At 65.2% G+C, this 21318-nt stretch carries 22 protein-coding genes and 1 pseudogene; 17 read left to right on the forward strand and 6 right to left on the reverse strand.

What is annotated here, in order from left to right; all coding sequences use genetic code 11:
* Nucleotides 1-6 precede the first annotated feature (6 nt).
* Nucleotides 7-1266, forward strand: a complete 1260-nt coding sequence (locus QSV46_RS31820) for an adenylate/guanylate cyclase domain-containing protein (protein ID WP_314960875.1) — start codon at nucleotides 7-9, stop codon at nucleotides 1264-1266.
* A gap of 34 nt (nucleotides 1267-1300) precedes the next feature.
* On the opposite strand, the gene QSV46_RS31825 is transcribed toward QSV46_RS31820, so the two are convergent.
* Complete coding sequence (locus tag QSV46_RS31825) at nucleotides 1301-2545, reverse strand: MFS transporter (RefSeq protein WP_314960876.1); 1245 nt, start codon at nucleotides 2543-2545, stop codon at nucleotides 1301-1303.
* Between the two features lie 165 nt (nucleotides 2546-2710).
* Here QSV46_RS31825 and QSV46_RS31830 point away from each other — a divergent pair, with 165 nt between their 5' ends.
* Entirely contained in the window at nucleotides 2711-4063 is a 1353-nt protein-coding gene (locus tag QSV46_RS31830) for an Nramp family divalent metal transporter (protein WP_314960877.1), read from the forward strand.
* A gap of 59 nt (nucleotides 4064-4122) precedes the next feature.
* On the opposite strand, the gene QSV46_RS31835 is transcribed toward QSV46_RS31830, so the two are convergent.
* The 3 genes from QSV46_RS31835 to hemB all read right to left on the reverse strand — a co-directional run bounded on the left by QSV46_RS31835 (nucleotide 4123) and on the right by hemB (nucleotide 6769).
* Nucleotides 4123-4899: an arginyltransferase gene (locus tag QSV46_RS31835; RefSeq protein ID WP_314960879.1), complete on the reverse strand. Its 777-nt coding sequence runs from the start codon at nucleotides 4897-4899 to the stop codon at nucleotides 4123-4125.
* Nucleotides 4900-5036: 137 nt separating this feature from the next.
* Nucleotides 5037-5579, reverse strand: coding sequence for an RDD family protein (locus tag QSV46_RS31840; protein ID WP_314960881.1), 543 nt, complete (start codon nucleotides 5577-5579; stop codon nucleotides 5037-5039).
* 128 nt (nucleotides 5580-5707) lie between these two features.
* A complete protein-coding gene (gene hemB / locus QSV46_RS31845; RefSeq protein WP_314960883.1) occupies nucleotides 5708-6769 on the reverse strand; it encodes a porphobilinogen synthase in 1062 nt (353 codons plus the stop codon).
* Nucleotides 6770-6892: 123 nt separating this feature from the next.
* Here hemB and QSV46_RS31850 point away from each other — a divergent pair, with 123 nt between their 5' ends.
* The 13 genes and pseudogenes from QSV46_RS31850 (at nucleotide 6893) to QSV46_RS31910 (ending at nucleotide 18301) form a co-directional block, all read left to right on the forward strand.
* Nucleotides 6893-7396, forward strand: coding sequence for a DUF6163 family protein (locus QSV46_RS31850; RefSeq protein WP_314960885.1), 504 nt, complete (start codon nucleotides 6893-6895; stop codon nucleotides 7394-7396).
* Between the two features lie 500 nt (nucleotides 7397-7896).
* Nucleotides 7897-8415, forward strand: a complete 519-nt coding sequence (gene ldtR, locus QSV46_RS31855) for a transcriptional regulator LdtR (RefSeq protein WP_011087797.1) — start codon at nucleotides 7897-7899, stop codon at nucleotides 8413-8415.
* A gap of 202 nt (nucleotides 8416-8617) precedes the next feature.
* Nucleotides 8618-8853 (forward strand): annotated as a pseudogene (locus QSV46_RS31860) (hypothetical protein).
* A gap of 37 nt (nucleotides 8854-8890) precedes the next feature.
* Nucleotides 8891-9112: a hypothetical protein gene (locus tag QSV46_RS31865; protein ID WP_008131709.1), complete on the forward strand. Its 222-nt coding sequence runs from the start codon at nucleotides 8891-8893 to the stop codon at nucleotides 9110-9112.
* Between the two features lie 271 nt (nucleotides 9113-9383).
* A complete protein-coding gene (glyA, locus tag QSV46_RS31870; protein ID WP_314960899.1) occupies nucleotides 9384-10682 on the forward strand; it encodes a serine hydroxymethyltransferase in 1299 nt (432 codons plus the stop codon).
* 29 nt (nucleotides 10683-10711) lie between these two features.
* Nucleotides 10712-11194 (forward strand): transcriptional regulator NrdR, encoded by a 483-nt coding sequence (gene nrdR / locus QSV46_RS31875; RefSeq protein WP_007603426.1) that lies wholly within the window; start codon nucleotides 10712-10714, stop codon nucleotides 11192-11194.
* The gene (gene ribD / locus QSV46_RS31880; RefSeq protein WP_314960907.1) at nucleotides 11191-12339 is read left to right on the forward strand and encodes a bifunctional diaminohydroxyphosphoribosylaminopyrimidine deaminase/5-amino-6-(5-phosphoribosylamino)uracil reductase RibD; all 1149 of its coding nucleotides are present in this window, start codon (nucleotides 11191-11193) and stop codon (nucleotides 12337-12339) included. Before nrdR ends, ribD begins: the two co-directional genes overlap by 4 nt.
* 1 nt (nucleotide 12340) lies before the next feature.
* The gene (locus QSV46_RS31885; protein WP_314960909.1) at nucleotides 12341-12949 is read left to right on the forward strand and encodes a riboflavin synthase; all 609 of its coding nucleotides are present in this window, start codon (nucleotides 12341-12343) and stop codon (nucleotides 12947-12949) included.
* Between the two features lie 89 nt (nucleotides 12950-13038).
* A complete protein-coding gene (gene ribH / locus QSV46_RS31890; protein WP_314960910.1) occupies nucleotides 13039-13530 on the forward strand; it encodes a 6,7-dimethyl-8-ribityllumazine synthase in 492 nt (163 codons plus the stop codon).
* Between the two features lie 2 nt (nucleotides 13531-13532).
* The gene (gene nusB, locus QSV46_RS31895; RefSeq protein ID WP_314960912.1) at nucleotides 13533-14033 is read left to right on the forward strand and encodes a transcription antitermination factor NusB; all 501 of its coding nucleotides are present in this window, start codon (nucleotides 13533-13535) and stop codon (nucleotides 14031-14033) included.
* A gap of 181 nt (nucleotides 14034-14214) precedes the next feature.
* Complete coding sequence (thiL, locus tag QSV46_RS31900) at nucleotides 14215-15204, forward strand: thiamine-phosphate kinase (protein WP_314960914.1); 990 nt, start codon at nucleotides 14215-14217, stop codon at nucleotides 15202-15204.
* Between the two features lie 91 nt (nucleotides 15205-15295).
* A complete protein-coding gene (locus tag QSV46_RS31905; protein ID WP_314960915.1) occupies nucleotides 15296-15901 on the forward strand; it encodes a hypothetical protein in 606 nt (201 codons plus the stop codon).
* A 279-nt stretch (nucleotides 15902-16180) separates the two neighbouring features.
* On the forward strand, nucleotides 16181-18301 hold the full coding sequence (locus tag QSV46_RS31910; RefSeq protein ID WP_314960917.1) for a sodium-translocating pyrophosphatase: 2121 nt from the start codon (nucleotides 16181-16183) through the stop codon (nucleotides 18299-18301).
* 190 nt (nucleotides 18302-18491) lie between these two features.
* On the opposite strand, the gene QSV46_RS31915 is transcribed toward QSV46_RS31910, so the two are convergent.
* Entirely contained in the window at nucleotides 18492-19493 is a 1002-nt protein-coding gene (locus tag QSV46_RS31915) for a tripartite tricarboxylate transporter substrate binding protein (protein ID WP_314960919.1), read from the reverse strand.
* Nucleotides 19494-19590: 97 nt separating this feature from the next.
* Nucleotides 19591-20076 (reverse strand): outer membrane protein assembly factor BamE, encoded by a 486-nt coding sequence (locus QSV46_RS31920; RefSeq protein WP_314960921.1) that lies wholly within the window; start codon nucleotides 20074-20076, stop codon nucleotides 19591-19593.
* A 98-nt stretch (nucleotides 20077-20174) separates the two neighbouring features.
* Between QSV46_RS31920 and QSV46_RS31925 the strand changes: the two genes are divergently transcribed.
* Both QSV46_RS31925 and QSV46_RS31930 read left to right on the forward strand, forming a co-directional pair.
* Nucleotides 20175-20726, forward strand: coding sequence for a ubiquinol-cytochrome C chaperone family protein (locus tag QSV46_RS31925; RefSeq protein WP_314960923.1), 552 nt, complete (start codon nucleotides 20175-20177; stop codon nucleotides 20724-20726).
* A complete protein-coding gene (locus QSV46_RS31930) occupies nucleotides 20723-21289 on the forward strand; it encodes a DUF177 domain-containing protein (RefSeq protein WP_314960926.1) in 567 nt (188 codons plus the stop codon). The genes QSV46_RS31925 and QSV46_RS31930 overlap by 4 nt, the downstream gene beginning before the upstream one ends.
* Nucleotides 21290-21318 lie beyond the last annotated feature (29 nt).

Below are 21318 nucleotides of genomic sequence, written 5' to 3' on the forward strand. Positions count from 1 at the left end.
TGGCGCATGCAATTGACCTCGCGCCTTTCGCTGATGAACTGGCTGACCGGCCAAGGGCTCACGGGCCTGCCCGAAAACGAACTGCTCCGCGGCTTCTGCGAGCGTTGCTGCGCCGAAGGGCTGGAACTCTCGCGTGGGCTGGTCGTCATCGACACGCTGCATCCGATCTATGAAGGACGCGGCTTCCGCTGGAGCGATCGTCCCAGCAACGAGAGCGACGCCTTCGAATACGGCTCGACCGCCCAGGGCGACGCGGCCCAGAGCTGGCGCCGCTCGGTGTTCTTCCACATGCTCGAGCACGGCCAGGACGAGATGGTGATCGATCTCGCCGACGCGCCGTCGATGGATTTCTCGCAGATCGGCGAGCTCGCGGAAAAAGGCCACAAGCACTATCTCGCCTTCGTGCACCGCTTCGGGGAGAACGGCGCCCTCGGCCTGATGGACTGCCTCTATTCCTGCTGGACCACCCGCCGCGACAGCGGCTTCTCGGAATCCGAGCTCGTAGCCTTGCGCGACCTCGTGCCGGTGCTGGGGCTTGCGATCAAGTCGGCGCAGCAGGTCGATATCGCGCGCACGCTCGGCCGCGTCTATCTCGGCCGAGATGCCTCCGCGCAGGTGCTGCGCGGGCGCATCTCGCGCGGCGTCACCGAACGCATCAACGCCGTGCTGTGGTATTCGGATTTGCGCGGCTCGACCGCCATCAGCGAGAGCATCGGCCCCGACGAGATCATCCCGTTCCTCAACGACTATGCGCAGGCCGTGATCGATCCGATTCACGATGCCGGCGGCGACGTGCTGAAGCTGATCGGCGACGGTGTGCTCGCGATGTTCTGGGGCGAGGACATGGCGGATGCGCGGCGGGCCGCGCTGCGTGCCGAGCATCTGTTCCGCAAGAAGGTCGCGGCGCTGAACAAGCGGCGGGAGGCCGATGGCCGTCCCACCACGTCGGCTTACATCGGCCTGCACGTCGGCGAAGTCTTTTACGGCAATATCGGCAGCGAGGACCGGCTCGATTTCACGGTGGTCGGCCCGACCGTCAACGAGGTCAGCCGCATCGCTTCGATGAGCCGCTCGGTCGACCGCGAGCTACTGGCTTCATCGGAATTCTACAAGGGCCTCGACGCCGCCGGCCGGCGCTATCTCGTCTCCACCGGCCGCTACGCCTTGCGCGGCATCGGCCGCGCGCAGGACCTCTACACGCTCGATCCCGACGTCGATGCGAGCGAGCCGGTGACGGGGAGCTACGAGCGCTATCTGGCGGGTTAGGCAAGCTGCTCCAACACACTCCGTCATGGTGTGGCTAACACCGCACCGCCGCCTCATCGCCCACCATGTCCGGCTGCCGGTTGAGTGCCACAGCCGGCGACAGCAGGATCACCAGCGCCTGCACGCCAAACACCGCCGCGGCGAGATACAGGCACGCTTCCGCACTCCAGAATCCGCCGACGATCGCCCCCAGCGCCGAGCCGAGTGGGCGGGCGCCGTAGCTCATGATGTTGATGGCGGAGACGCGGCCGAGCAGGCGCGGCGGCGTCACGGACTGGCGCAAGGTCGTGGTGGAGATCACCCAAAGGATCGGCCCGACGCCGAGCAGGAAGAAGCTCAAGGCCGCGAGCCAGGGCGAGGGGACCAGCACCGTCAGCGCCATCACCGCTGCGGCAATGAAGCCGGTGACCGGGCCGAGACCGACCACGGTACCGAACGCGATACGCTTCATCACGCGCGTGGCGACCAGCGCGCCGATCACCATGCCGACGCCGTACATCGTCAGGACCGTGCCGACGCCGGCGGCAGTCAGGCCGAGATGGCGCACGGCGTAGGGCACGAACACCGCGATCTGGAGGAACCAGCCGGTGTTGAAGATGAACTGGGTAATGAACACCGGCCGCAGCAGCGGATGGTGAAACACGAAGGCCGCGCCCTCGCGGATCTCCTGGAACGGATGGCGCCGCGGGGCGGGAGCGCGCGCGGGCTCGTAGATGCCGGAGAGCAGCACCACGGCGATGGCCGAGAGTGCCGCCGCAAACCCGAAGGCCGGGCTGGCGCCCCACCATCCCACCAGCGCGCCGCCGAGCGCAGGACCGCTGGCAAAGGCGATGGTGCGCGCCAGCTCGATCCGCGCATTGGCCGCCGGCAGCAGGTCCGAACTCACCAGCGAGGGCACCAGCGCCGGCGCAGCCACGCTGTAGACGACGGTGCCGCATACCGCCGCGAAGCCAAGCAGCGCCAGCAGCGGCAGACTGAGCGCGCCGATTGCGATCAGCAGCACGATCGCCGCAAGCGCAACCGCTCGCAGCGCCTCGGCGCCGGCCATCAGCGACCGGCGCGAGATGCGGTCGGCGAGCAGGCCGGCCGGAATCGCGAACAGGACGAAGGGCAAAGTCAGGGCGGTCTGGAGCAGGCCGGTCTGACCTTCTGCAACACCCAGGGTGAGCACCGCGACGATGGGGGCTGCGGCCAGCGCGATCTGCTCGGCCGATTGCGCCGCGAGGTTGGACCAGGCGAGTCGGCTGAAGGTGTCGGGGAGGCGTGGGGCATTTGACATGGCGCATTTCCTGCAAACTCGGATTGGCGCCAGTATCGGCTCCGCAAGGCCGCCAAACCCACCCGCTTCCCGACAGGACGGCGAATAAGGAGCCGCCCGGAACACCTGCGCTAGATGCAGTTGCAAATGAGTTGCAATAAGCCGCGACTTCGGTATTCTCGCCCTATGGATGCTCGATCGCCCGAACTAACCCCCGACGCCGCCGCCTGGCGGGCTGATGCGCCCGTCACCAAGAGCCTTGCCGAGGTGAATTCCACCGTCGCCGTTCCCGCAGCGGGGGTGTGGTGGCGGCGGTTGCTCGCCTTCGTCGGCCCGGGCTATCTGGTCTCGGTCGGCTACATGGACCCCGGCAATTGGGCGACCGACCTCGCCGGCGGGTCCAAGTTCGGCTACACGCTGCTCTCCGTCATCCTGCTCTCGAACTTGATGGCGATCCTGCTGCAGTCGCTGGCGGCGCGGCTCGGCATCGTCACCGACCGCGACCTCGCGCAGGCCTGTCGGGCGACCTATTCGCCGGCGGTGAATTTCCTGCTCTGGCTCGCCTGCGAAGCCGCGATCATCGCCTGCGATCTGGCCGAGGTCATCGGCACCGCGATCGCGCTCAAGCTGCTGTTCGGCATTCCCCTGATCGGTGGCGCGCTGATCGCCGCGCTGGATGCATTCCTGCTCCTCATTCTGATGAACCGCGGCTTCCGTTTCCTGGAGGCTTTCGTCATGGCGCTGCTCGCCGTGATCGCGGTCTGCTTCGTGGTCCAGATCGCGGCCGCGGCGCCGCCGGTGGTGGAAGTTCTGCACGGCTTCATGCCGAAGACCGAAATCTTCACCAACCCGGAAATGCTCTACATCGCCATCGGCATCATCGGCGCGACGGTGATGCCGCATAATCTCTATCTGCACTCCTCGATCGTGCAGACGCGCGCCTACAAGCGCAACGATGAGGGCCGGCGCGAGGCGATCAAATGGGCGACGACGGACTCGACCATCGCCCTGATGCTGGCGCTGTTCATCAACGCCGCGATCCTCGTCGTCGCAGCCGCGACCTTCCACAAGAGCGGCCATTCCGATGTCGCCGAGATCGGCCAGGCGTTCGAGTTGCTGTCGCCCTTGCTTGGCCTCGGCATCGCTTCGACGCTGTTTGCGATTGCGTTGCTCGCTTCGGGCCTGAACTCGACCGTGACCGCGACTCTCGCCGGCCAGATCGTGATGGAAGGCTTTCTCCACCTACGCCTGCCGAGCTGGGCGCGGCGCTTGCTGACGCGCGGCATCGCCATCGTTCCGGTGATCGGGGTCACCGCGATCTACGGCGAGCGCGGCACCGCGGATCTGCTGGTGTTTAGCCAGGTCGTGCTGTCGATGCAGCTGCCCTTCGCCGTCATCCCGCTGGTGCGGTTCGTCTCCGACCGCCGCAAGATGGGCAAGTTCGCGATTTCCCCATACGTCGCCGCTATCGCTTGGATCGTCGCCGGCATCATCGTGGTTTTGAATCTGAAGCTGCTGACGGATACGCTGTTCGGCTGAGTGGCGAATAGCGAATGGGGTTTGTTCCACTCGCTACTCGCTAACCACCGCTCGCATCCTTACTCCTGCGGCTCGGACGCCGCGTCGCCTTGCGCGTCGATGCGCAGCCAGCCCGAGGGCGCGAGGCGCTGCTGCGGCAGGAAGCGGGCCTTGTAGTCCATCTTCTTGGAGCCCTCGATCCAGTAGCCGAGATAGACGTAGGGCAGTCCCTGCCGGCGGGCACGGGCAATGTGGTCGAGGATCATGAAGGTGCCCATCGAGCGGCTGACCTGGCTCGGATCGAAGAACGAATAGACCATCGACAGGCCGTCGCTGAGCACGTCGGTGAGCGCCACCGCGATCAGCTCTTCTCCGCGGCCGGTGATGCCGCTGTCGGGGCCGCGCTTGCGGTACTCGATGATGCGGGTCTCGACATGGCTGTCCTCGACCATCATGGCGTAGTCGAGCACGGTCATGTCGGCCATGCCGCCATGGCGGTGGCGGGCGTCGAGGTAGGCGCGAAATACCGAATATTGCTCGGACGTCGGTACCGCGCTGCGCTGCTCGCCGATGATGTCGGCGTTGCGGGCCATGACTTTGCGGAAATTGCGGGAGGGGCGGAACTCGTTGGCGACGACCCGGACCGAGACGCAGGCACGGCACTGGTCGCAGGCCGGCCGGTAGGCAATCGATTGGCTGCGGCGGAACCCGCCATGGGTCAGGAGGTCGTTGAGGTCGCCCGCGCGCTCGCCCACCAGGTGCGTAAACACCTTGCGCTCATGCCGGCCCGGCAGATACGGGCAGGGGGAGGGCGCCGTGAGGTAAAACTGGGGGGTGTCGCGCGAGTGCTGGGTCACGGGACGTCGTGGGCCTCCGAAGAAAATATCAGCATCGCGCTACGAAGGCCCCCGGTCAATTGGCCTGCTTGGCAGGCCAGATCAGTCAGTCATCAGTCTAGACGGTCCCGGTTGACAGGTCCTTGACCGCCGGCTTCTCAGTAGGTCCTTGCGGCCTGGGGCACGGGAGCACGAACGGAATTGTTGATCACGACCGTGCCCAGCACGAAATCGTGCAGCAGGCGCCGGCGGCCATTGAAAAGGCCGACCAGCACCACGAACGGCGTCAGGAACGAGACCGTCACCCAGAACAGCACGGCATGGGTGGCGCCGAGCACGAAATAGCCCGGCGCGCCGTACCAGGTGCGCAGCTCCAGGTCCATCAGGCGCATGCCGATGGTCGCAGACGACGAACCGCCGATGCAGGCACCGTAATAGACGATGGCCCAGACCACGGATGCCGGCCAGGCGATCCCGAACAGCAAAAAGCCGACGCCGAGCGTGACGACGCCGAACACGAAAATGAAGATATAGCCGAGGATCACCGGCACCGAGATGATGACCAGGTCGATCAGGAAGGCGAACGCCCGCCGCATCGCAACGCCGCGGAACAGTTCCGGATGCAGATCGGGGTCATAGGCGTGCGGCTGCACCGCACCGCTATTGCGCCAGGCGCCTGAACTACCCGAGTCATACGACATGGTCCGTCCTCCCAACGGGAAACTCCCGTGGCAGGAGATGGGAACAGGTCATTCCCGTGCCAAGGGTGCGCACGGGTCATGAAGCGGAAATATTCCGGCGATTCGGGGGCAGAGGAGACCGCGTGAGCTTATCCTTGGGCGCGCAGCTTCTCCGCGACCCTCGGTGCAAAATAGCTGAGCACGCCATCGGCGCCGGCACGCTTGAAGGCCAGCAGGCTCTCCATCATGGCGCGCTCGCCGTCGAGCCAGCCGTTGTTGGCAGCGGCCGCGATCATCGCGTATTCGCCGGAGACCTGGTAGGCGAAGGTCGGCATCGCAAAGGTGTCCTTCACGCGGCGGACCACGTCGAGATAGGGCATGCCCGGCTTCACCATCACCATGTCGGCGCCCTCGGCGATGTCGAGCTCGACCTCGCGCAGCGCCTCGTCGGTATTGGCGCTGTCCATCTGGTAGGTGCGCTTGTCGCCGGTTAGCGTCTTGGCCGAGCCGATGGCGTCGCGGAACGGGCCGTAGAAGGCGGAGGCGTATTTGGCGGCATAGGCCATGATCTGCACGTCGAGCAGGCCGGTGCGATCCAGCCCCTCGCGGATGGCGGCGACGCGGCCGTCCATCATGTCGGAGGGCGCGATGATGTCGCAGCCGGCTTCGGCCTGCACCAGCGCCTGGCGGACCAGCACGGCGACGGTCTCGTCGTTGAGGATCTTTCCGTCGGAGATCAGGCCGTCATGGCCGTGGCTGGTGAAGGGATCGAGCGCGACGTCGCAGAGAATGCCGATCTCGGGAAACTCCTTCTTGATCGCGCGCACAGCCTGGCAGACCAGATTGTTCGGGTTGGTCGCTTCCGAGCCTTCCTCATCGCGCAGGGACGGGTCGGTGTAGGGAAACAGCGCGATGCAGGGGATGGTGAGCTTCATGGCGCGCTCGGCCTCGCGCACGGCCTGGTCGACGCTCAGGCGCTCGACGCCGGGCATTGAGGCGATCTGCTCGCGCTTGTTGTCGCCGTCGATCAGGAACAGCGGCCAGATCAGGTCGTCGGTGGTGAGCACGTTCTCCCGCACCATGCGCCGGGCCCATTCGGCCTTGCGGTTGCGGCGCGGGCGGACGGTCAGACCGAGGACAGGGGAGGCCGTAGCGTCATCCCGGCGCGAAACCTCGCGCAATTCGATCGGACGCCCGTATTTGATCGCCATCACTCTTCCTCCGGCTGGAATTATTCTTATACCAGCTCGCATGGTTCCCGTCACCGCGGCTTGACTTGCCGCAAGGGATAGCAGCCGATTGATTTTGCGGGGCGAAGCAGTCAGAAGGGAGCCATGTCCGAGATCTCCACCCGCGATGCGGCCCGCGACGGCGCCAATACCAGGGACGCCGTCCGAGACAATGCCAGGGACAACGCAATGTCGGTGGCGGCGATCTCGTCGGAGCGCCAGGAGTCCGACGACAATGTCTGGACGCGCCGGCTCGTGCTGTTCCTGCGGGTGATGGCGCTGCTGTCGATCCTCAAGGGTCTCTATCACTGGGCGCAGGTCACCGGCTTCGTCGGCGGCGAGGACGAGGCGTTCGAGAACCAAGCGATGGCCTGGCAGGCCGCCACCGTCTACTTCGCCGTGATCGAGCTCGTCGCCGCGGTCGGCCTGTGGCTGGCAACACCCTGGGGCGCGGTGGTCTGGCTGACGACCGTGGTGTCGATGGCGGTGATCGAGCTGATGTTCCCGGGTATCTACGGTGGCAGCCTGGTCGTGGTCGGCGTCGAAGCCTTCATGCTCGCCGCCTATCTCGCGCTCGCCTGGATGGCCGCACGCGAACGGCCGCCGTAGCAAACTCTCGTGCCCCGGACGCAATGCGGCGCGCCGCAATCGCGGCGTGATGCGTTGCAGAGCCGTGGCCCATCTCGCCGCGCGATCTCGTCTGTGGCGCTGGGTCGCGGCTCTGCGCTCCGCTTCGCTGTGCTGGTCCGGGACACAAGAGTGTTGCGCTTGGTTGACCGTTGGTTGCCTAAAATTCGAGGTAACTTTTCGTTGACTCCGTGCTTTCCGCCACAGCTCTTACGCAGCCGTTTCGAAACGGGGCGGCGCTGTTCTGGAATGCGACAACGGGCACGGACGGAGGGTGAACAGGACCTTGCGAGGGTCAACAGAGTGTTGCGAAAACCCCTTGTGGCACAGGCTTAATCCGCAATTCACTGTCTTAAATTCATGATCTCTTTATTCTCTTATTTAAGCCGATCTTCAAACGGTGCCCCTTAAGTTGCACCTATCAGACGGGACACAAGTTTCGTCGAATAAGTGTCGATAAAAACGACAACAGGGGAAGTGTCATGATGAAAGCCGTCGCAACTGCGGCAGATACCGCAGAGCGCGTCTCCGGCCAGCAGGGTTCGGTGCAGTCGCTCTATCTGGAAGCTTTGACTCTGGTGGAGCGGCTGCATCGCCGGCTCCTCGACGTCATCAAGGACGAGTTCGATCGCCGCGGCCGCGCGGACATCAATTCGGTGCAGGCGCTCCTGCTCTACAATATCGGCGACAAGGAGCTGACCGCGGGCGAGCTGCGCACGCGCGGTTATTATCTCGGCTCCAACGTCTCCTACAATCTGAAGAAGCTCGTCGAACTCGGCTTTCTCGATCATCAGCGCTCGCGCGTTGATCGCCGCTCGGTGCGCATCCGCCTGACGCCGCAGGGCCAGGAAGTCCGCCGCATCGTCGACTCGCTCTACCAGAAGCACGTCAAGACGGTGGAGCAGGTGGGCGGCATTTCGGGCGAGGAATTCTCGACCCTGAACAAGTCGCTGCACCGCCTCGAGCGGTTCTGGACCGACCAGATCCTGTATCGTCTCTGAGTTCTTTTCGACAGGACAAGGCCAAGCCGGCCCGCAACAAGACCGGCAAGCCTGCCTGACGTGCCTGACACTTCCCCAAGCGCGCCGGCCCGGCTTCTGACCGGACCGGTGCGTTTTGTCGTTTTGCAGCTGCGAAAAATCGTCCACGGGAGGGAACAGGTTCCCGGCCCCGTACTTATCTCCTTCGGATCGGAGGCTGACGATGCTGGTCGGGCGTGGCTTGGGGGGAATGAACGTGGAACTCGTGAGCGAGGCCTATGCCATCGCCGCGAACTACCTTCGCCGCTCCGGTGCGATCCCCGACACGCTCGTCACCGACGAACGCCTGCTCGAGCTCGTCGTCAAACTGCTCCAGCACGGCGAATTTACAAGATCAGGCTGGCCAACAAAGCCATTGCCCGGTTCGACGCGCAGTCCGGGGCCAAAGCGGTTGCCTGATCACCATTCCCAACATTTTAGAGGACCAGAGGGTGCCATGGAAGCTGCCATCGACCGCATCATGCAGACCTATGATTTGCTCGCCAACCGCACCTCCGCGGCGAGCGCAGAGGCGCGGGCCAAGGTGACGAACTACCTCAATACCTTGATGGAAGCCGGCGAGAAGGACACCCACAGGTTGACAGTTTGCGGCCTGACCTATCTGCGCCAGCTCGACGGCAGCGTGGACCCGGTGAAGGCGGGGTATACCGGGCTTTAGTCGAATTCCGGACGTCGTCGGCGCCGCCGGCATGGAGCTTTTGAGTCCGGATCGGGCGCTTCAGGGGTAGCTGGGGCGGGACGGTTCCTGAGAACCGTCCTTGGGCCCAATTCCTGCAATCCCCACCATATCTTGCATAAATCGAACGCCCGACCCGCAACTACTTGGCCTATTGCGGGCGATGTGGTAGATCGCGCACGCCGCTTCCGATCGCCACACCAGACCCGCCCGTAGCCCGCCAAAAGGCTGCGGCGGTGGAGATATTCGCAAGATGACCCTCGCAAAAACCGCCTCCGCGCCCGATTCGTTTTTCACCGCCCCGCTCGACCAGGCCGATCCGGAAATCGCCGCCGCCATCAAGGGCGAACTCGGCCGGCAGCGCCACGAGGTCGAGCTGATCGCCTCCGAGAACATCGTTAGTCGTGCCGTGCTGGAAGCGCAGGGTTCGGTCATGACCAACAAATACGCAGAGGGTTATCCGGGCGCGCGCTACTATGGTGGTTGTGAGTGGGTCGACGTCGCCGAGAACGTCGCGATCGATCGCGCCAAGAAGCTGTTCGGCGCGAACTTCGCCAACGTGCAGCCGAACTCGGGCAGCCAGATGAACCAGGCGGTGTTCCTGGCGCTGCTCCAGCCCGGCGACACTTTCATGGGGCTCGACCTTGCGGCCGGTGGCCATCTCACCCACGGCTCGCCCGTCAACATGAGCGGCAAGTGGTTCAAGGCCGCGCACTACACCGTGCGCCGTGAGGACCAGATCATCGACATGGACGCGGTCGCCAGGCAGGCCGAAGAGGTCAAACCGAAGCTGATCATCGCCGGCGGCTCGGCCTATTCGCGCGCGTGGGACTTCAAGCGTTTCCGCGAGATCGCGGACAGCGTCGGCGCGTATCTGCTGGTGGACATGGCGCATTTCGCGGGCCTCGTCGCCGGCGGCGTGCATGCCTCGCCGGTGCCGTACGCCCACGTCACCACCACCACCACGCACAAGTCGCTGCGCGGTCCGCGCGGCGGCCTGATCCTCTCGAATGACGAGGCGCTCGCCAAGAAGCTCAACTCGGCGATCTTCCCGGGTCTCCAGGGTGGCCCCTTGATGCACGTGATCGCGGCGAAGGCGGTGGCCTTCGGCGAGGCGTTGCGTCCGGACTTTAAGGTCTATGCGAAGAACGTCGTCGAGAACGCCAAGGCGCTGGCGGAGGCGATGAAGGGCCACGGGTTCGATATTGTCTCGGGCGGCACCGACAACCATCTGATGCTCGTCGACCTCCGGCCGAAGGGCCTGAAGGGCAACGTCTCGGAGAAGGCGCTGGTTCGCGCCGCCATCACCTGCAACAAGAACGGCATTCCGTTCGACCCCGAGAAGCCCTTCGTCACCTCGGGTCTGCGTCTCGGCACGCCCGCGGCGACGACCCGCGGCTTCGGCGTCGCCGAATTCCAGCAGGTCGCCGGCATGATCGCCGAGGTCCTCAACGCGATCGCGCAATCCGACGACGGCAAGGCGCCGCTGGTCGAAGCCGCGATCAAGGAACGGGTCAAGGCGCTCACCGACCGGTTCCCGATCTATCAGTAAGGTCCAACAAAACCGGTCAAGGTAAACGGATGCGCTGCCCGAACTGCAACAGTCTCGATACGCAGGTAAAGGACTCGCGTCCGACCGAGGATTCTTCCGTCATCCGCAGGCGGCGCGTGTGCGTCGCCTGCAATTTCCGCTTCACCACCTTCGAGCGCGTGCAGCTGCGCGAGCTCACGGTGATCAAGCGCAACGGCCGCCGCGTGCCGTTCGACCGCGACAAGCTGATGCGCTCGGTGTCGATCAGCTTGCGCAAGCGGCAGGTCGAGCCGGAGCGGGTGGAGAAGATGGTCTCCACCATCGTGCGCGAGCTCGAGACCGGCGGCGAGGCCGAGATCTCCTCGGAGGTGATCGGCGAGACCGTGATGGAGCATCTGCGCACGCTCGACGACGTCGCCTATGTGCGCTTCGCCTCGGTCTATCGCAATTTCCGCGAGGCCAAGGACTTTGCCGACGTGCTCGGCGAGCTCTCCGGTGAGGAGGAAGCGCGGCTCGCCGCGATCCGCAAATGATCTTCCGCATCCTGGAAGATCAGTTCGCGCAGAAGGCCCGCGACACCAAGGATGCCGATCGCCGCTTCATGCAGCTTGCGCTGGCGCTGGGTAAGCGCGGGCAGGGGCGGACCTGGCCCAATCCGGCCGTGGGTGCCGTCATCGTCAAGGACGGATTGATCGTCGGTCGCGGCTGGACGCAGCCGGGCGGGCGTCCGCACGGTGAGCCTGAAGCGCTGCGGCGCGCAGGCGAGACTGCGCGCGGCGCCACGCTCTATGTCACGCTCGAGCCATGCTCGCATTTCGGCAAGTCGCCGCCTTGCGCCGATGCGGTGATCGCCGCCGGCATCAAACGCGTGGTCGCAGCGATCGAGGATCCCAATCCGGAAGTCGCAGGCCGGGGCCATGCGCGGTTGCGCGCCGCCGGCATCGCGGTGGAGGTGGGTCTGTGCGCAGCAGAAGCCGCATTCGATCACGCCGGGCATTTCCGCCGCATCCGCGACAAGCGTCCGCATGTGATCCTGAAGCTTGCGGTCTCGCCCGACGGCAAGATCGGCGCGGCCGGCGGCAAGCCGCTCGCGATCACCGGCGAGGCCGTACGCAATCGCGTGCATCTGCTCCGTGCGCAGAGCGATGCCATCCTGATCGGCATCGGTACGGTGTTGGCGGACGATCCGCAGCTCAATTGCCGTCTGCCGGGCATGGAAGCACGCTCGCCGGTGCGCGTGGTGCTGGACCAGAGCCTGCGCATTCCGGCGTCGAGCCGGCTGGTGCGCTCCGCGCGTGAGACGCCGCTTTGGGTGATCAGTTCTGAACTCGCCGAAGCCGCGGCCGCGACCCGTCTTGGCGCTGCCGGAGCACAGATCATGCGCGTGCCGCCGGGCACTGCATCCGGACTCGATCTTCCGGCCGTGCTGCACGCGCTGGCCGAGAAAGGCATCACGCGCCTGATGGTCGAAGGCGGCAGCCGCGTTGCGGCCTCGTTCGCGGCGGCCGACCTCGTCGACGAGATCTGGCTGTTCCGCGGCGCGAAAGAGGTGGGCGCTGATGGCGTCGATGCGCTCGATGCATTGCCCCTGTCGAAAATCACGCAGTCGCCGGCCTATAAGGTTCATGCTAGCGAGACGTTCGATCACGATACTCTCACCATCTACGAGCGCGCCTAACATGTTCACTGGCATTGTCACCGATATCGGCGAGATCGTCGGCTTCGCGCCAAGGGCGCAGGGCCAGTTGCACCGGCTGCGCATCGCCTGCCGCTACGATCAGACCACCATCGCCGACGGCGCCTCGATCGCCTGCAACGGTGTCTGCCTGACGGTGGTGGCGTCCGGGGTGGAAGGCGACAAAACCTGGTTCGACGTCGATGCCGCGGCCGAGACGCTGGCGCTGACGACGGCCAAGCACTGGAAGGTCGGCACCAGGCTCAATCTCGAACGTGCGCTGAAGATCGGCGACGAACTCGGCGGCCATATCGTTGCCGGCCATGCCGACGGCATTGCCACCCTCGTCAGCCGCGAGGACCTGCCTGACATGGCGCGGTTCGAGCTTGCGACCACACGGGAGCTGGCGCGTTTCATCGCCACCAAGGGCTCGATCACGCTCGACGGTGTCTCGCTGACGGTCAATACGGTGACGGACGTGACCTTTTCGGTGCTGATCATCCCGCACACGCTGACGGTTACGACGATCGGCGGCTGGAAGGCGGGGGCCGAGGTCAATATTGAGGTCGATCTGATGGCCCGCTACGCGGCGCGGCTGACCGAAATGAAGTGACCGGTGCAGTCGGAATTATGCTTTAAAACTTGGCTTACCCGCCTGCGGCGACTACATAACGCGCCGACCCCAGTAGAACGGATTTTACGATGGCAGATGCGCGGCGCGCACCCCTTAAGGACCAGACCGACATTTCCGGCGCCCGCGCGCTGATTGTCGAGGCGCGGTTCTATGACGATCTCCAGGACGCGATGCTCGAAGGCGCGGTGGCCGAGCTGAAGGCAGCCGGGCTGATGCATGACGTGATCACAGTTCCCGGCGCGCTGGAGATTCCGGCGGCCATCGCCATCGCCATCGATGCAGCGGCAGCCAACGGCAAGCCCTACGATGCCGCGATCGCGCTGGGCTGCGTCATCCGCGGCGACACCATCCATTTCGAGATCGTCTCGCAGGAATCCTCGCGTGCGCTGATGGACCTTGCAGTGGCGCGCAAGCTGCCGCTCGGCAACGGCATCCTCACCGTCAACACCGAGGCGCAGGCCTGGGCGCGGGCGCGCGCCAGCGAGCTCGACAAGGGCGGCGATGCCGCGCGCGCGGCGCTTGCGATGCTGCGCATCAAACGCCGCCTGGCGCGGGCTTGATCATGGTCGACAACAGCAAAAGGCCGGCGGCGGGCGCTCCGGACAAGAAAGCGAACCGGCGTGGTGCGGCGCGGCTCGCGGCCGTGCAGGCGCTGTACCAAATGGACATCGCCGGCGCCGGCATCAACGATATTTTTGCCGAGTTCGAGAGCCACTGGCTTGGTAACGAGGTCGAGGGCGACACCTACCTGCCGGCGGAAGCGGCGTTCTTCCGCGACGTGGTTTCGGGCGTCGTGCGCGACCAGAAGAAGCTCGATCCTCTGATCGACGAGGCATTGTCGAAGGGCTGGCCGTTGAAGCGGATCGAGGCGATCCTGCGCGCGGTGCTGCGGGCAGGGGCCTATGAGCTCCAGCATCGCAAGGACGTGCCCGGTCGTGTCGTGGTCTCCGAATATGTCGACGTCGCCAACGCCTTCGTCGACCGCGAGGAGACCGGCATGGTCAACGCCGTACTCGACCAGATCGGCCGCCAGTTTCGCGGTGACGAGTTCGGGCGGGGGTAGATTGAGACGATGACTTCCGCCGTAGCCGTCAACCCCGCGCAATGGCGAAGCCATTGTCGCTGGAGGTGCCGGAGCGAAGCGGAGGCCTCGAAGGACGACGGCGTGCCGCTGAGTTGCATCTCGGCCGTGCATCCTTCGAGGCTCGCAAGGGCTCGCACCTCAGGATGACGGGTTTGCTATCGTGACGCAGGACAACGAACCGGTATCCGCCGAAGACTCCCTCATCGCGCGCTATTTCAAGCCGCTGGCGACCGATCCCGGTGCGTTCGGGCTGGTCGATGATGCCGCGGTGCTATCCTCCTCCGGCGAGGACATCGTCGTCACCACCGACGCCGTGGTCGAGGGCGTGCATTATCTTGCAACCGATCCGCCCGAGACCATCGCGCGCAAGGCGCTGCGGGTGAACCTGTCCGATCTCGCCGCCAAGGGCGCGGTGCCCGCCGGCTTCGTGCTGACGCTGGCGCTGCGCAGCAACGACGATTCCTGGCTGAGGCCGTTCGCCGATGCGCTCGGCGAGGACGCCAAAACCTTCGCATGCCCGCTGCTCGGCGGCGACACGGTCTCGACGCCGGGGCCGCAGATGATCTCGATCACCGCGTTCGGCCGTGTGCCACGCGGGAGGATGGTCAGCCGCACCGGCGCACGGCCGGGTGACGTCATCCTGGTCACAGGCACGATCGGCGATGCCGCGCTCGGCCTCGACGTGCTCACCGGCGGGGCGATGGCGGCAATGCTGACGGGAAATCAGGCCGCGCAGGACTATCTGATCGATCGCTATCGCCTCCCTCGGCCGCGCTCTGCATTGGCCGGGGCGGTGCTTGCCCATGCCAGCGCAGCGATGGACGTGTCCGATGGTCTGGCAGGTGATCTTGCCAAGCTCTGTGCCGCCTCTGGCGTCAGCGCCTTGGTCGAGGCGCACCATGTTCCGCTGTCACCAGCCGCTGCGATCTCCGCTGTCGGCCTTGAAAAGCTCGTGTCCGGCGGGGACGATTACGAAGTGCTGTGCGCCGTTCCCGAATCGCGCTGCGCCGATTTCACACGGGAGGCCGAGCAGGCGGGGGTCCCCGTCACGGCGGTCGGCACCATCATCGCCGGCCAACAGGCGCCGCAATGGACGGACGCACAAGGCCGCGACATCACACTGCATCGTCTGTCCTACAGCCATTTCTAGAGGCCCCGGTGCGATCACGCGCGTCTAGTCTCTCTGCTTTCCGGCGATAACCGGGTACTATCGGCAATCGCAACCGGCGGATTTGATTCGAATGACGGCGGCTTCAACCGCGAGCGAGCTGCAGCCTGTTCCCGGTAGGGAATGCGGAAGCTGCACGCTCTGCTGCAAGGTCTACAACATTCCCGAGATCCAGAAGCCTGCCGGCAAGTGGTGCGGGCAATGCAAGCCCGGGCGCGGCTGCAAGATCCACGACAACCTGCCGGACCAGTGCGCGGAATTCAATTGCCTCTGGCGAACGGACGCGGCGATGCCGGCGCAATGGAAACCCGATCAGGCGAAGATGGTGGTCACCATCCATCCGATCAGCCGGAACATCCAGATCCAGGTCGATCCGGGCTTGCCATCGGCATGGAGCCGCCAGCCCTATCACGATCACTTGCGGCAGTGGGCGACGAAGAACATGCCGAAAGGCATGCATGTCGTCGTTTTCGTCAACGAGCTGGCGACACTCGTTTTACCTGACCAGGATGTGGCGCTCGGTCCCCTGACACCCGACCAGACGATCGCAGTTCGTTTGGAGCCCGGTCCGAACGGTGGCGTCTATGAGATCAAGGTCTCGACCACGCGGAGGACGGATGATGGCCAGACCTTCGAGATCGCGTCCACATCCCGTCACCCCGTGAGGTCGGCGGCCTAGGCTGGGTCGGCCAAACTCAGCCTCGCCTGGAGGCCGCTTGCCCGTTCTGCTCCAAACCGGCGGCCGAGCGCTCCGGACCGGCCTAAATACTTGCCGAGATCGGCGTTTCGGCCTTATCCGGCGTTGCACCCTCAATTTGATTTTGGCAAGCTTGTGACCGACCAGGGCCACACCTTCGCGAAAGGGGCGGCCCTGTTCAACATAAGGGCGCCGCACCGCATGACGGAAAAACAAAAGGCGCCGGGGGTACGTACATCAAGGATCTGAGGCAAAAATCACATGACAGCATTATGGTTGATTGTGCTCTGCGGAGTGCTTTCCGTCGTCTACGCGATTTGGGCGACCTCTTCGGTGTTGAGTGCGGATGCGGGGTCACCGCGCATGCAGGAGATCGCGGGAGCGGTGCGTGAAGGCGCGCAGGCCTATCTCCGGCGCCAGTACACCACGATCGGTCTCGTCGGCATCGTCATCTTCGTGCTGCTTGCCTATTTCCTCGGGCTTTATGTCGCGATCGGTTTTGCCATCGGCGCCATCCTGTCGGGAGCGGCCGGTTTCATCGGCATGAACGTTTCGGTCCGCGCCAATGTGCGCACCGCGCAGGCGGCGACGACGTCGCTCGCCGGTGGCCTCGAGCTCGCCTTCAAGGCAGGCGCCATCACCGGCATGCTGGTGGCGGGTCTCGCGCTGCTCGGCGTAACCATCTACTTCGGCTTCCTGGTCTATTCGCTGAAGCTCGCGCCTGACAGCCGGGTCGTCGTCGACGCCATGGTGGCGCTCGGCTTCGGCGCCTCGCTGATCTCGATCTTCGCCCGTCTCGGCGGCGGCATCTTCACCAAGGGTGCGGACGTCGGCGGCGACCTCGTCGGCAAGGTCGAGGCCGGCATTCCCGAGGACGATCCGCGCAATCCGGCGACCATCGCCGACAACGTCGGTGACAATGTCGGGGACTGCGCCGGCATGGCCGCCGACCTGTTCGAGACCTACGCGGTGACGGCGGTCGCCACCATGGTGCTGGCGGCGATCTTCTTCGCCAAGACGCCGATCCTCATGAACATGATGACCTTGCCGCTCGCGATCGGCGGCATCTGCATCATCACCTCGATCATCGGCACCTTCTTCGTCAAGCTCGGGCCGAGCCAGTCGATCATGGGCGCGCTCTACAAGGGCCTGATCGCAACTGGCGTCCTGTCGCTGATCGGAATCGCCGGCGTGATCTACTACCTGATCGGTTTCGGCAAGCTCGACGGCGTCGACTACACCGGCATGGCGCTGTTCGAATGCGGCATCGTCGGTCTCGTCGTCACCGCGCTGATCATCTGGATCACCGAGTATTACACCGGCACCGACTATCGTCCGGTGAAGTCGATCGCCCAGGCCTCGGTAACCGGCCACGGCACCAACGTGATCCAGGGCCTTGCGATCTCGATGGAGGCGACCGCGCTGCCCGCGATCGTCATCATCGCCGGCATTCTGGTCACCTACAGCCTCGCCGGCCTGTTCGGCATCGCGATCGCGACCGCCACCATGCTGGCGCTGGCCGGCATGATCGTCGCGCTCGACGCCTTCGGTCCCGTCACCGACAACGCCGGCGGCATCGCCGAGATGGCGGGGCTGCCGAAGGAGGTGCGCAAGTCGACCGACGCGCTCGACGCGGTCGGCAACACCACCAAGGCGGTGACCAAGGGCTACGCGATCGGTTCCGCCGGTCTCGGCGCTCTCGTGCTGTTCGCGGCCTACAACGAGGACCTCAAGTTCTTCATTGCGGACTCCGCGCACCACGCCTACTTCGCCGGCGTCAAACCAGACTTCTCGCTCAACAACCCCTACGTCGTGGTGGGCCTGTTGTTCGGCGGTCTGCTGCCCTATCTGTTCGGCGCGATGGGCATGACCGCGGTGGGCCGCGCGGCGAGCGCGATCGTCGAGGAGGTCCGTCGTCAGTTCCGCGAGAAGCCGGGCATCATGCAAGGCACCGACAAGCCGGATTACGGCAAGGCGGTCGACCTTTTGACCAAGGCCGCGATCAAGGAGATGATCATCCCCTCGCTGCTCCCGGTGCTGTCGCCGATCTTCGTCTACTTCGTGATCTACGCGATCGCGGGGGGCGGGGCGGCCGGCAAGTCGGCGGCGTTCTCGGCCGTGGGCGCGATGCTGCTCGGCGTGATCGTGACGGGCCTGTTCGTCGCGATCTCGATGACCTCGGGCGGCGGCGCCTGGGACAATGCCAAGAAGTACATCGAGGACGGCCATTTCGGCGGCAAGGGCAGTGATGCCCACAAATCGGCAGTGACCGGCGACACCGTCGGCGATCCCTACAAGGACACGGCCGGCCCCGCGGTGAACCCGATGATCAAGATCACCAACATCGTGGCCCTGCTGCTGTTGGCGGTCCTGGCGCACTGAGCGGCGTAAACGACGAGATAAAACCCCGCGGCGCGAGCCGCGGGGCTTTTTGTTTGATCGAAGATCACTCCATCTGCGCTCCCCGGCCGCTGCGCAGCACGGAGTGGTGCGCTGCAGATCCGGGGTCCACATTCGAGAGGCTGGGTCCCGGCGCAGCGTTGCACGCTGCACCGCGTCCGGGACACGAGACCTACTGCACGTCCATCTGCAGCCCTTCCTTCTGGATGATGCCGGCGAACTTCTTCGTCTCGGCGTCTATGAAGGCGGAGAACTGCTCTGGCGTGCCGTAGTCGGCGCGGGCGCCCATGGTGGCGATCTGCTTCTTGATGTCGTCGCGCTCCAGCATCGCCTTGACCTGAAGGTTGAGCGCGTTGAGCACCTCGGGTGAGACGCCTTTCGGCAGGAACACCGAGAACCAGGAAGACACGTCGAAACTCGCCAGCTCCGGCGCGCTCTCGCGCATGGTCGGCAGGTCCTTCGCGAGGTCGCTACGCTCGGTCGTGGTGACGCAGAGGCCATTGAGCGTCCCGTTCTGCACCTGCGGCAGGCTCGGATAGAGATTGTCGAACAGGATCTGGATGTCGCCGGCAAGCGCGGCCTGGAGCGCGGGGCCGGCGCCGCGGAACGGGATGTGCGTCATCTTCAGCCCGGTGAGCTGGAGGAACCAGGCGCCGGTGAGGTGAGGGCTCTGGCCGACGCCGGAAGAGGCGTAGCTGAGTTTGTCCGGATTGGCCTTCAGAAACGCGATCAGCTCGGCGATCGATTTGATGCCGGTCTTCGGATGCGCCGAGACGATGTTCGGAATCCGGATCATGTTGGAGACCGGCTGAAGCTGGTCCGGCTTGTAGGTGAGGTTCTTGAAGATGCTGTAGGCGATCGCGTTCGGACCGGGATTGCCGATCAGGATGGTGTGGCCATCAGGCTTGGCGCGCACCACCTCGGCGGTACCGATGGTGCCGCCGCCGCCGGAGCGGTTTTCCACGACGGCCGACTGGCCCCAGGCAGTTTGCAGATGGGCGGCCAAGAGCCGGCCCATGACATCGGTCGAGCCGCCGGCCGCGGCCGGCACGACGAGGCGGACATTCTCGGTGGGTTTCCAGTCCGCCAAGCTCGATCGCGGCAGGATCGCTGCGGCCGAGAGCCCGGCGGCACCAGCGAGTATGCGACGGCGGGACAACAAAGTTTTAGGCACGAATCCACTCCCCAGCTTCTTGCTTTAAAGCGAGCGTAGGGAAGGCCGCGTGCGACGGCAAGTCGCGCGGAGTGGCACGACGCCGCAGGCTGAAGGCTCAGTTAAAGCTGAGCAGCTTGAAGATCGGCGTGAGGTAGCTCATCTCCTGGCCCGACGTCGCCGTGGTCCGGCTGATGAAGTCGAAGATCTTGCCATCCTGGAGGCCGTAATTGGCCAGCCGGCGCACGCGCCGGTTCTTGTCGAAATAGACCGCGATCACGCGCTGATCGACCACCTTCTGGTTCATGAAGGCGACCACGCGCTCCGAACGCTGCGAGATGTAGTAGAACACCTCGCCGTCGAGGGTTGCGACCGTGGAGGGCGTGCCCATCACGATCAGTACCTGGTCCTGGCTCGCGCCGATCGGAATCTGCTCCAGCGCGCCGGGCGGCAGGATATAACCCTTCTGGAATTGCTCGCCGGTACACCCCGCAAGCGCGGCGCCGACCAGAGCCACGGCCGCGAACATGCGCAGGCCGCGCCAGCGTGCATAAAGGCTGCGCTGCTTGTCGGCGCGCAGGCTGGTCTGGTTCGTTTTCGTCATAGCGGAACTGATTCCGTCCCCTTGCGTCGCGCGAGGCGCTGAAGTACCGGGCGGAGGCTGCAATTGCAACACGCGCGCGCCCGCTTGCGGAACCCACAATGGTTTGGCCGTTCAATCACTTCAGGAAACCCCGGCAAGCCCCACGCGGCACCATTGAAGCCATCTATGGCATGATCGTGACGCAGGCGCGAGAACCCATATTTTACCGCGACTTGGGCGTCCCCGATACGGTTAACGGGCGTTTCGACCTGTTGCTTCTCCATCTCTGGCTGCTGCTGCGCCGCCTGCGCACGGTCGAGGGCGCCACGGAGCTGTCCCAGGCGCTGTTCGACCGGTTCTGCGAGGACATGGACGACAATCTGCGCGAGATGGGGATAGGCGACCAGACCGTGCCGAAGCGGATGCGGGCCTTCGGCGAGGCGTTTTACGGCCGCGTCCAGGCCTATGATGAGGCTATGGAGGGCGGCAGCGAGGCGCTGGCGGCGGCCATCTGCAGGAATATCCTGAATGGGACCGGCATCGACCAGGCGCGGCGGCTTGCGGCTTACGCCGGGACTACGGAGGCCGATCTCGTCCGGGCCGGCGAGGCTGCGCTGCTGTTGGGGTCGTTCCGGTTTCCCCCAGCGCTCACAGAGGACATCACGCCATGAGCCGATCGAATGCCGAAGCCAAGCCCGACCCCTGGCGGATGCCCGTGATCGTGGCGCAGATTCCCGACACCGGCCTGCATCGCAAGCTCGAGGCCTCCGCCGCCGAGCGCCAGGCCATGGCGGAGGCTGCTAGCTTGCGGGAGGTCGTCTCTGCCCAGGCGGATTTCGACGTCGTGCCGAAAAGCGGCGGCCGGATCCAGGTCACGGGCCGCGTTCGCGCCCGGATCGGCCAGACCTGCGTCGTCACGCTGGATCCGATCGAGAGCGAGATCGAGGAGGAGGTGGACCTGGTGTTCGCCCCCGAGGCCGAGGTCCGGAGGATGGCCGACCTGATCGAGGAAGGGAAAGATGACGCCGAGCCGCCGGAGGTGGTCGATCCGCCGGAACCGATCGTCAATGGCATGATCGACCTGGGCCGGATCGCGACCGACGCGCTGTTCCTGGCGGTTGATCCCTATCCGCGTAAGCCAGGGGTCGTGTTCGAGGCGGAGGTCACCGCTCTCGATCCCGAGGACCATCCGTTCGCGGCGCTGAAGGCGCTCCAGGACAAGAAAGGCCAATAGCCGGGCAATCCGGGTCGGGATTGCCTTGC

Origin of the sequence: Bradyrhizobium cosmicum, from assembly GCF_032290525.1 — a bacterium.
GTDB lineage: Bacteria > Pseudomonadota > Alphaproteobacteria > Rhizobiales > Xanthobacteraceae > Bradyrhizobium > Bradyrhizobium cosmicum_A.

Excerpts from the sequence above, each read along its gene's own strand:
- QSV46_RS31820 (WP_314960875.1), top strand. The coding sequence starts at position 7 with ATGCAATTGACCTCGCGCCTTTCGCTGATGAACTGGCTGACCGGCCAA.
- QSV46_RS31825 (WP_314960876.1), bottom strand. The coding sequence starts at position 2,545 with ATGTCAAATGCCCCACGCCTCCCCGACACCTTCAGCCGACTCGCCTGG.
- QSV46_RS31830 (WP_314960877.1), top strand. The coding sequence starts at position 2,711 with ATGGATGCTCGATCGCCCGAACTAACCCCCGACGCCGCCGCCTGGCGG.
- QSV46_RS31840 (WP_314960881.1), bottom strand. The coding sequence starts at position 5,579 with ATGTCGTATGACTCGGGTAGTTCAGGCGCCTGGCGCAATAGCGGTGCG.
- hemB (WP_314960883.1), bottom strand. The coding sequence starts at position 6,769 with ATGGCGATCAAATACGGGCGTCCGATCGAATTGCGCGAGGTTTCGCGC.
- QSV46_RS31850 (WP_314960885.1), top strand. The coding sequence starts at position 6,893 with ATGTCCGAGATCTCCACCCGCGATGCGGCCCGCGACGGCGCCAATACC.
- ldtR (WP_011087797.1), top strand. The coding sequence starts at position 7,897 with ATGATGAAAGCCGTCGCAACTGCGGCAGATACCGCAGAGCGCGTCTCC.
- QSV46_RS31865 (WP_008131709.1), top strand. The coding sequence starts at position 8,891 with ATGGAAGCTGCCATCGACCGCATCATGCAGACCTATGATTTGCTCGCC.
- glyA (WP_314960899.1), top strand. The coding sequence starts at position 9,384 with ATGACCCTCGCAAAAACCGCCTCCGCGCCCGATTCGTTTTTCACCGCC.
- nrdR (WP_007603426.1), top strand. The coding sequence starts at position 10,712 with ATGCGCTGCCCGAACTGCAACAGTCTCGATACGCAGGTAAAGGACTCG.
- ribD (WP_314960907.1), top strand. The coding sequence starts at position 11,191 with ATGATCTTCCGCATCCTGGAAGATCAGTTCGCGCAGAAGGCCCGCGAC.
- QSV46_RS31885 (WP_314960909.1), top strand. The coding sequence starts at position 12,341 with ATGTTCACTGGCATTGTCACCGATATCGGCGAGATCGTCGGCTTCGCG.
- ribH (WP_314960910.1), top strand. The coding sequence starts at position 13,039 with ATGGCAGATGCGCGGCGCGCACCCCTTAAGGACCAGACCGACATTTCC.
- nusB (WP_314960912.1), top strand. The coding sequence starts at position 13,533 with ATGGTCGACAACAGCAAAAGGCCGGCGGCGGGCGCTCCGGACAAGAAA.
- QSV46_RS31905 (WP_314960915.1), top strand. The coding sequence starts at position 15,296 with ATGACGGCGGCTTCAACCGCGAGCGAGCTGCAGCCTGTTCCCGGTAGG.
- QSV46_RS31910 (WP_314960917.1), top strand. The coding sequence starts at position 16,181 with ATGACAGCATTATGGTTGATTGTGCTCTGCGGAGTGCTTTCCGTCGTC.
- QSV46_RS31920 (WP_314960921.1), bottom strand. The coding sequence starts at position 20,076 with ATGACGAAAACGAACCAGACCAGCCTGCGCGCCGACAAGCAGCGCAGC.
- QSV46_RS31925 (WP_314960923.1), top strand. The coding sequence starts at position 20,175 with ATGGTTTGGCCGTTCAATCACTTCAGGAAACCCCGGCAAGCCCCACGC.
- QSV46_RS31930 (WP_314960926.1), top strand. The coding sequence starts at position 20,723 with ATGAGCCGATCGAATGCCGAAGCCAAGCCCGACCCCTGGCGGATGCCC.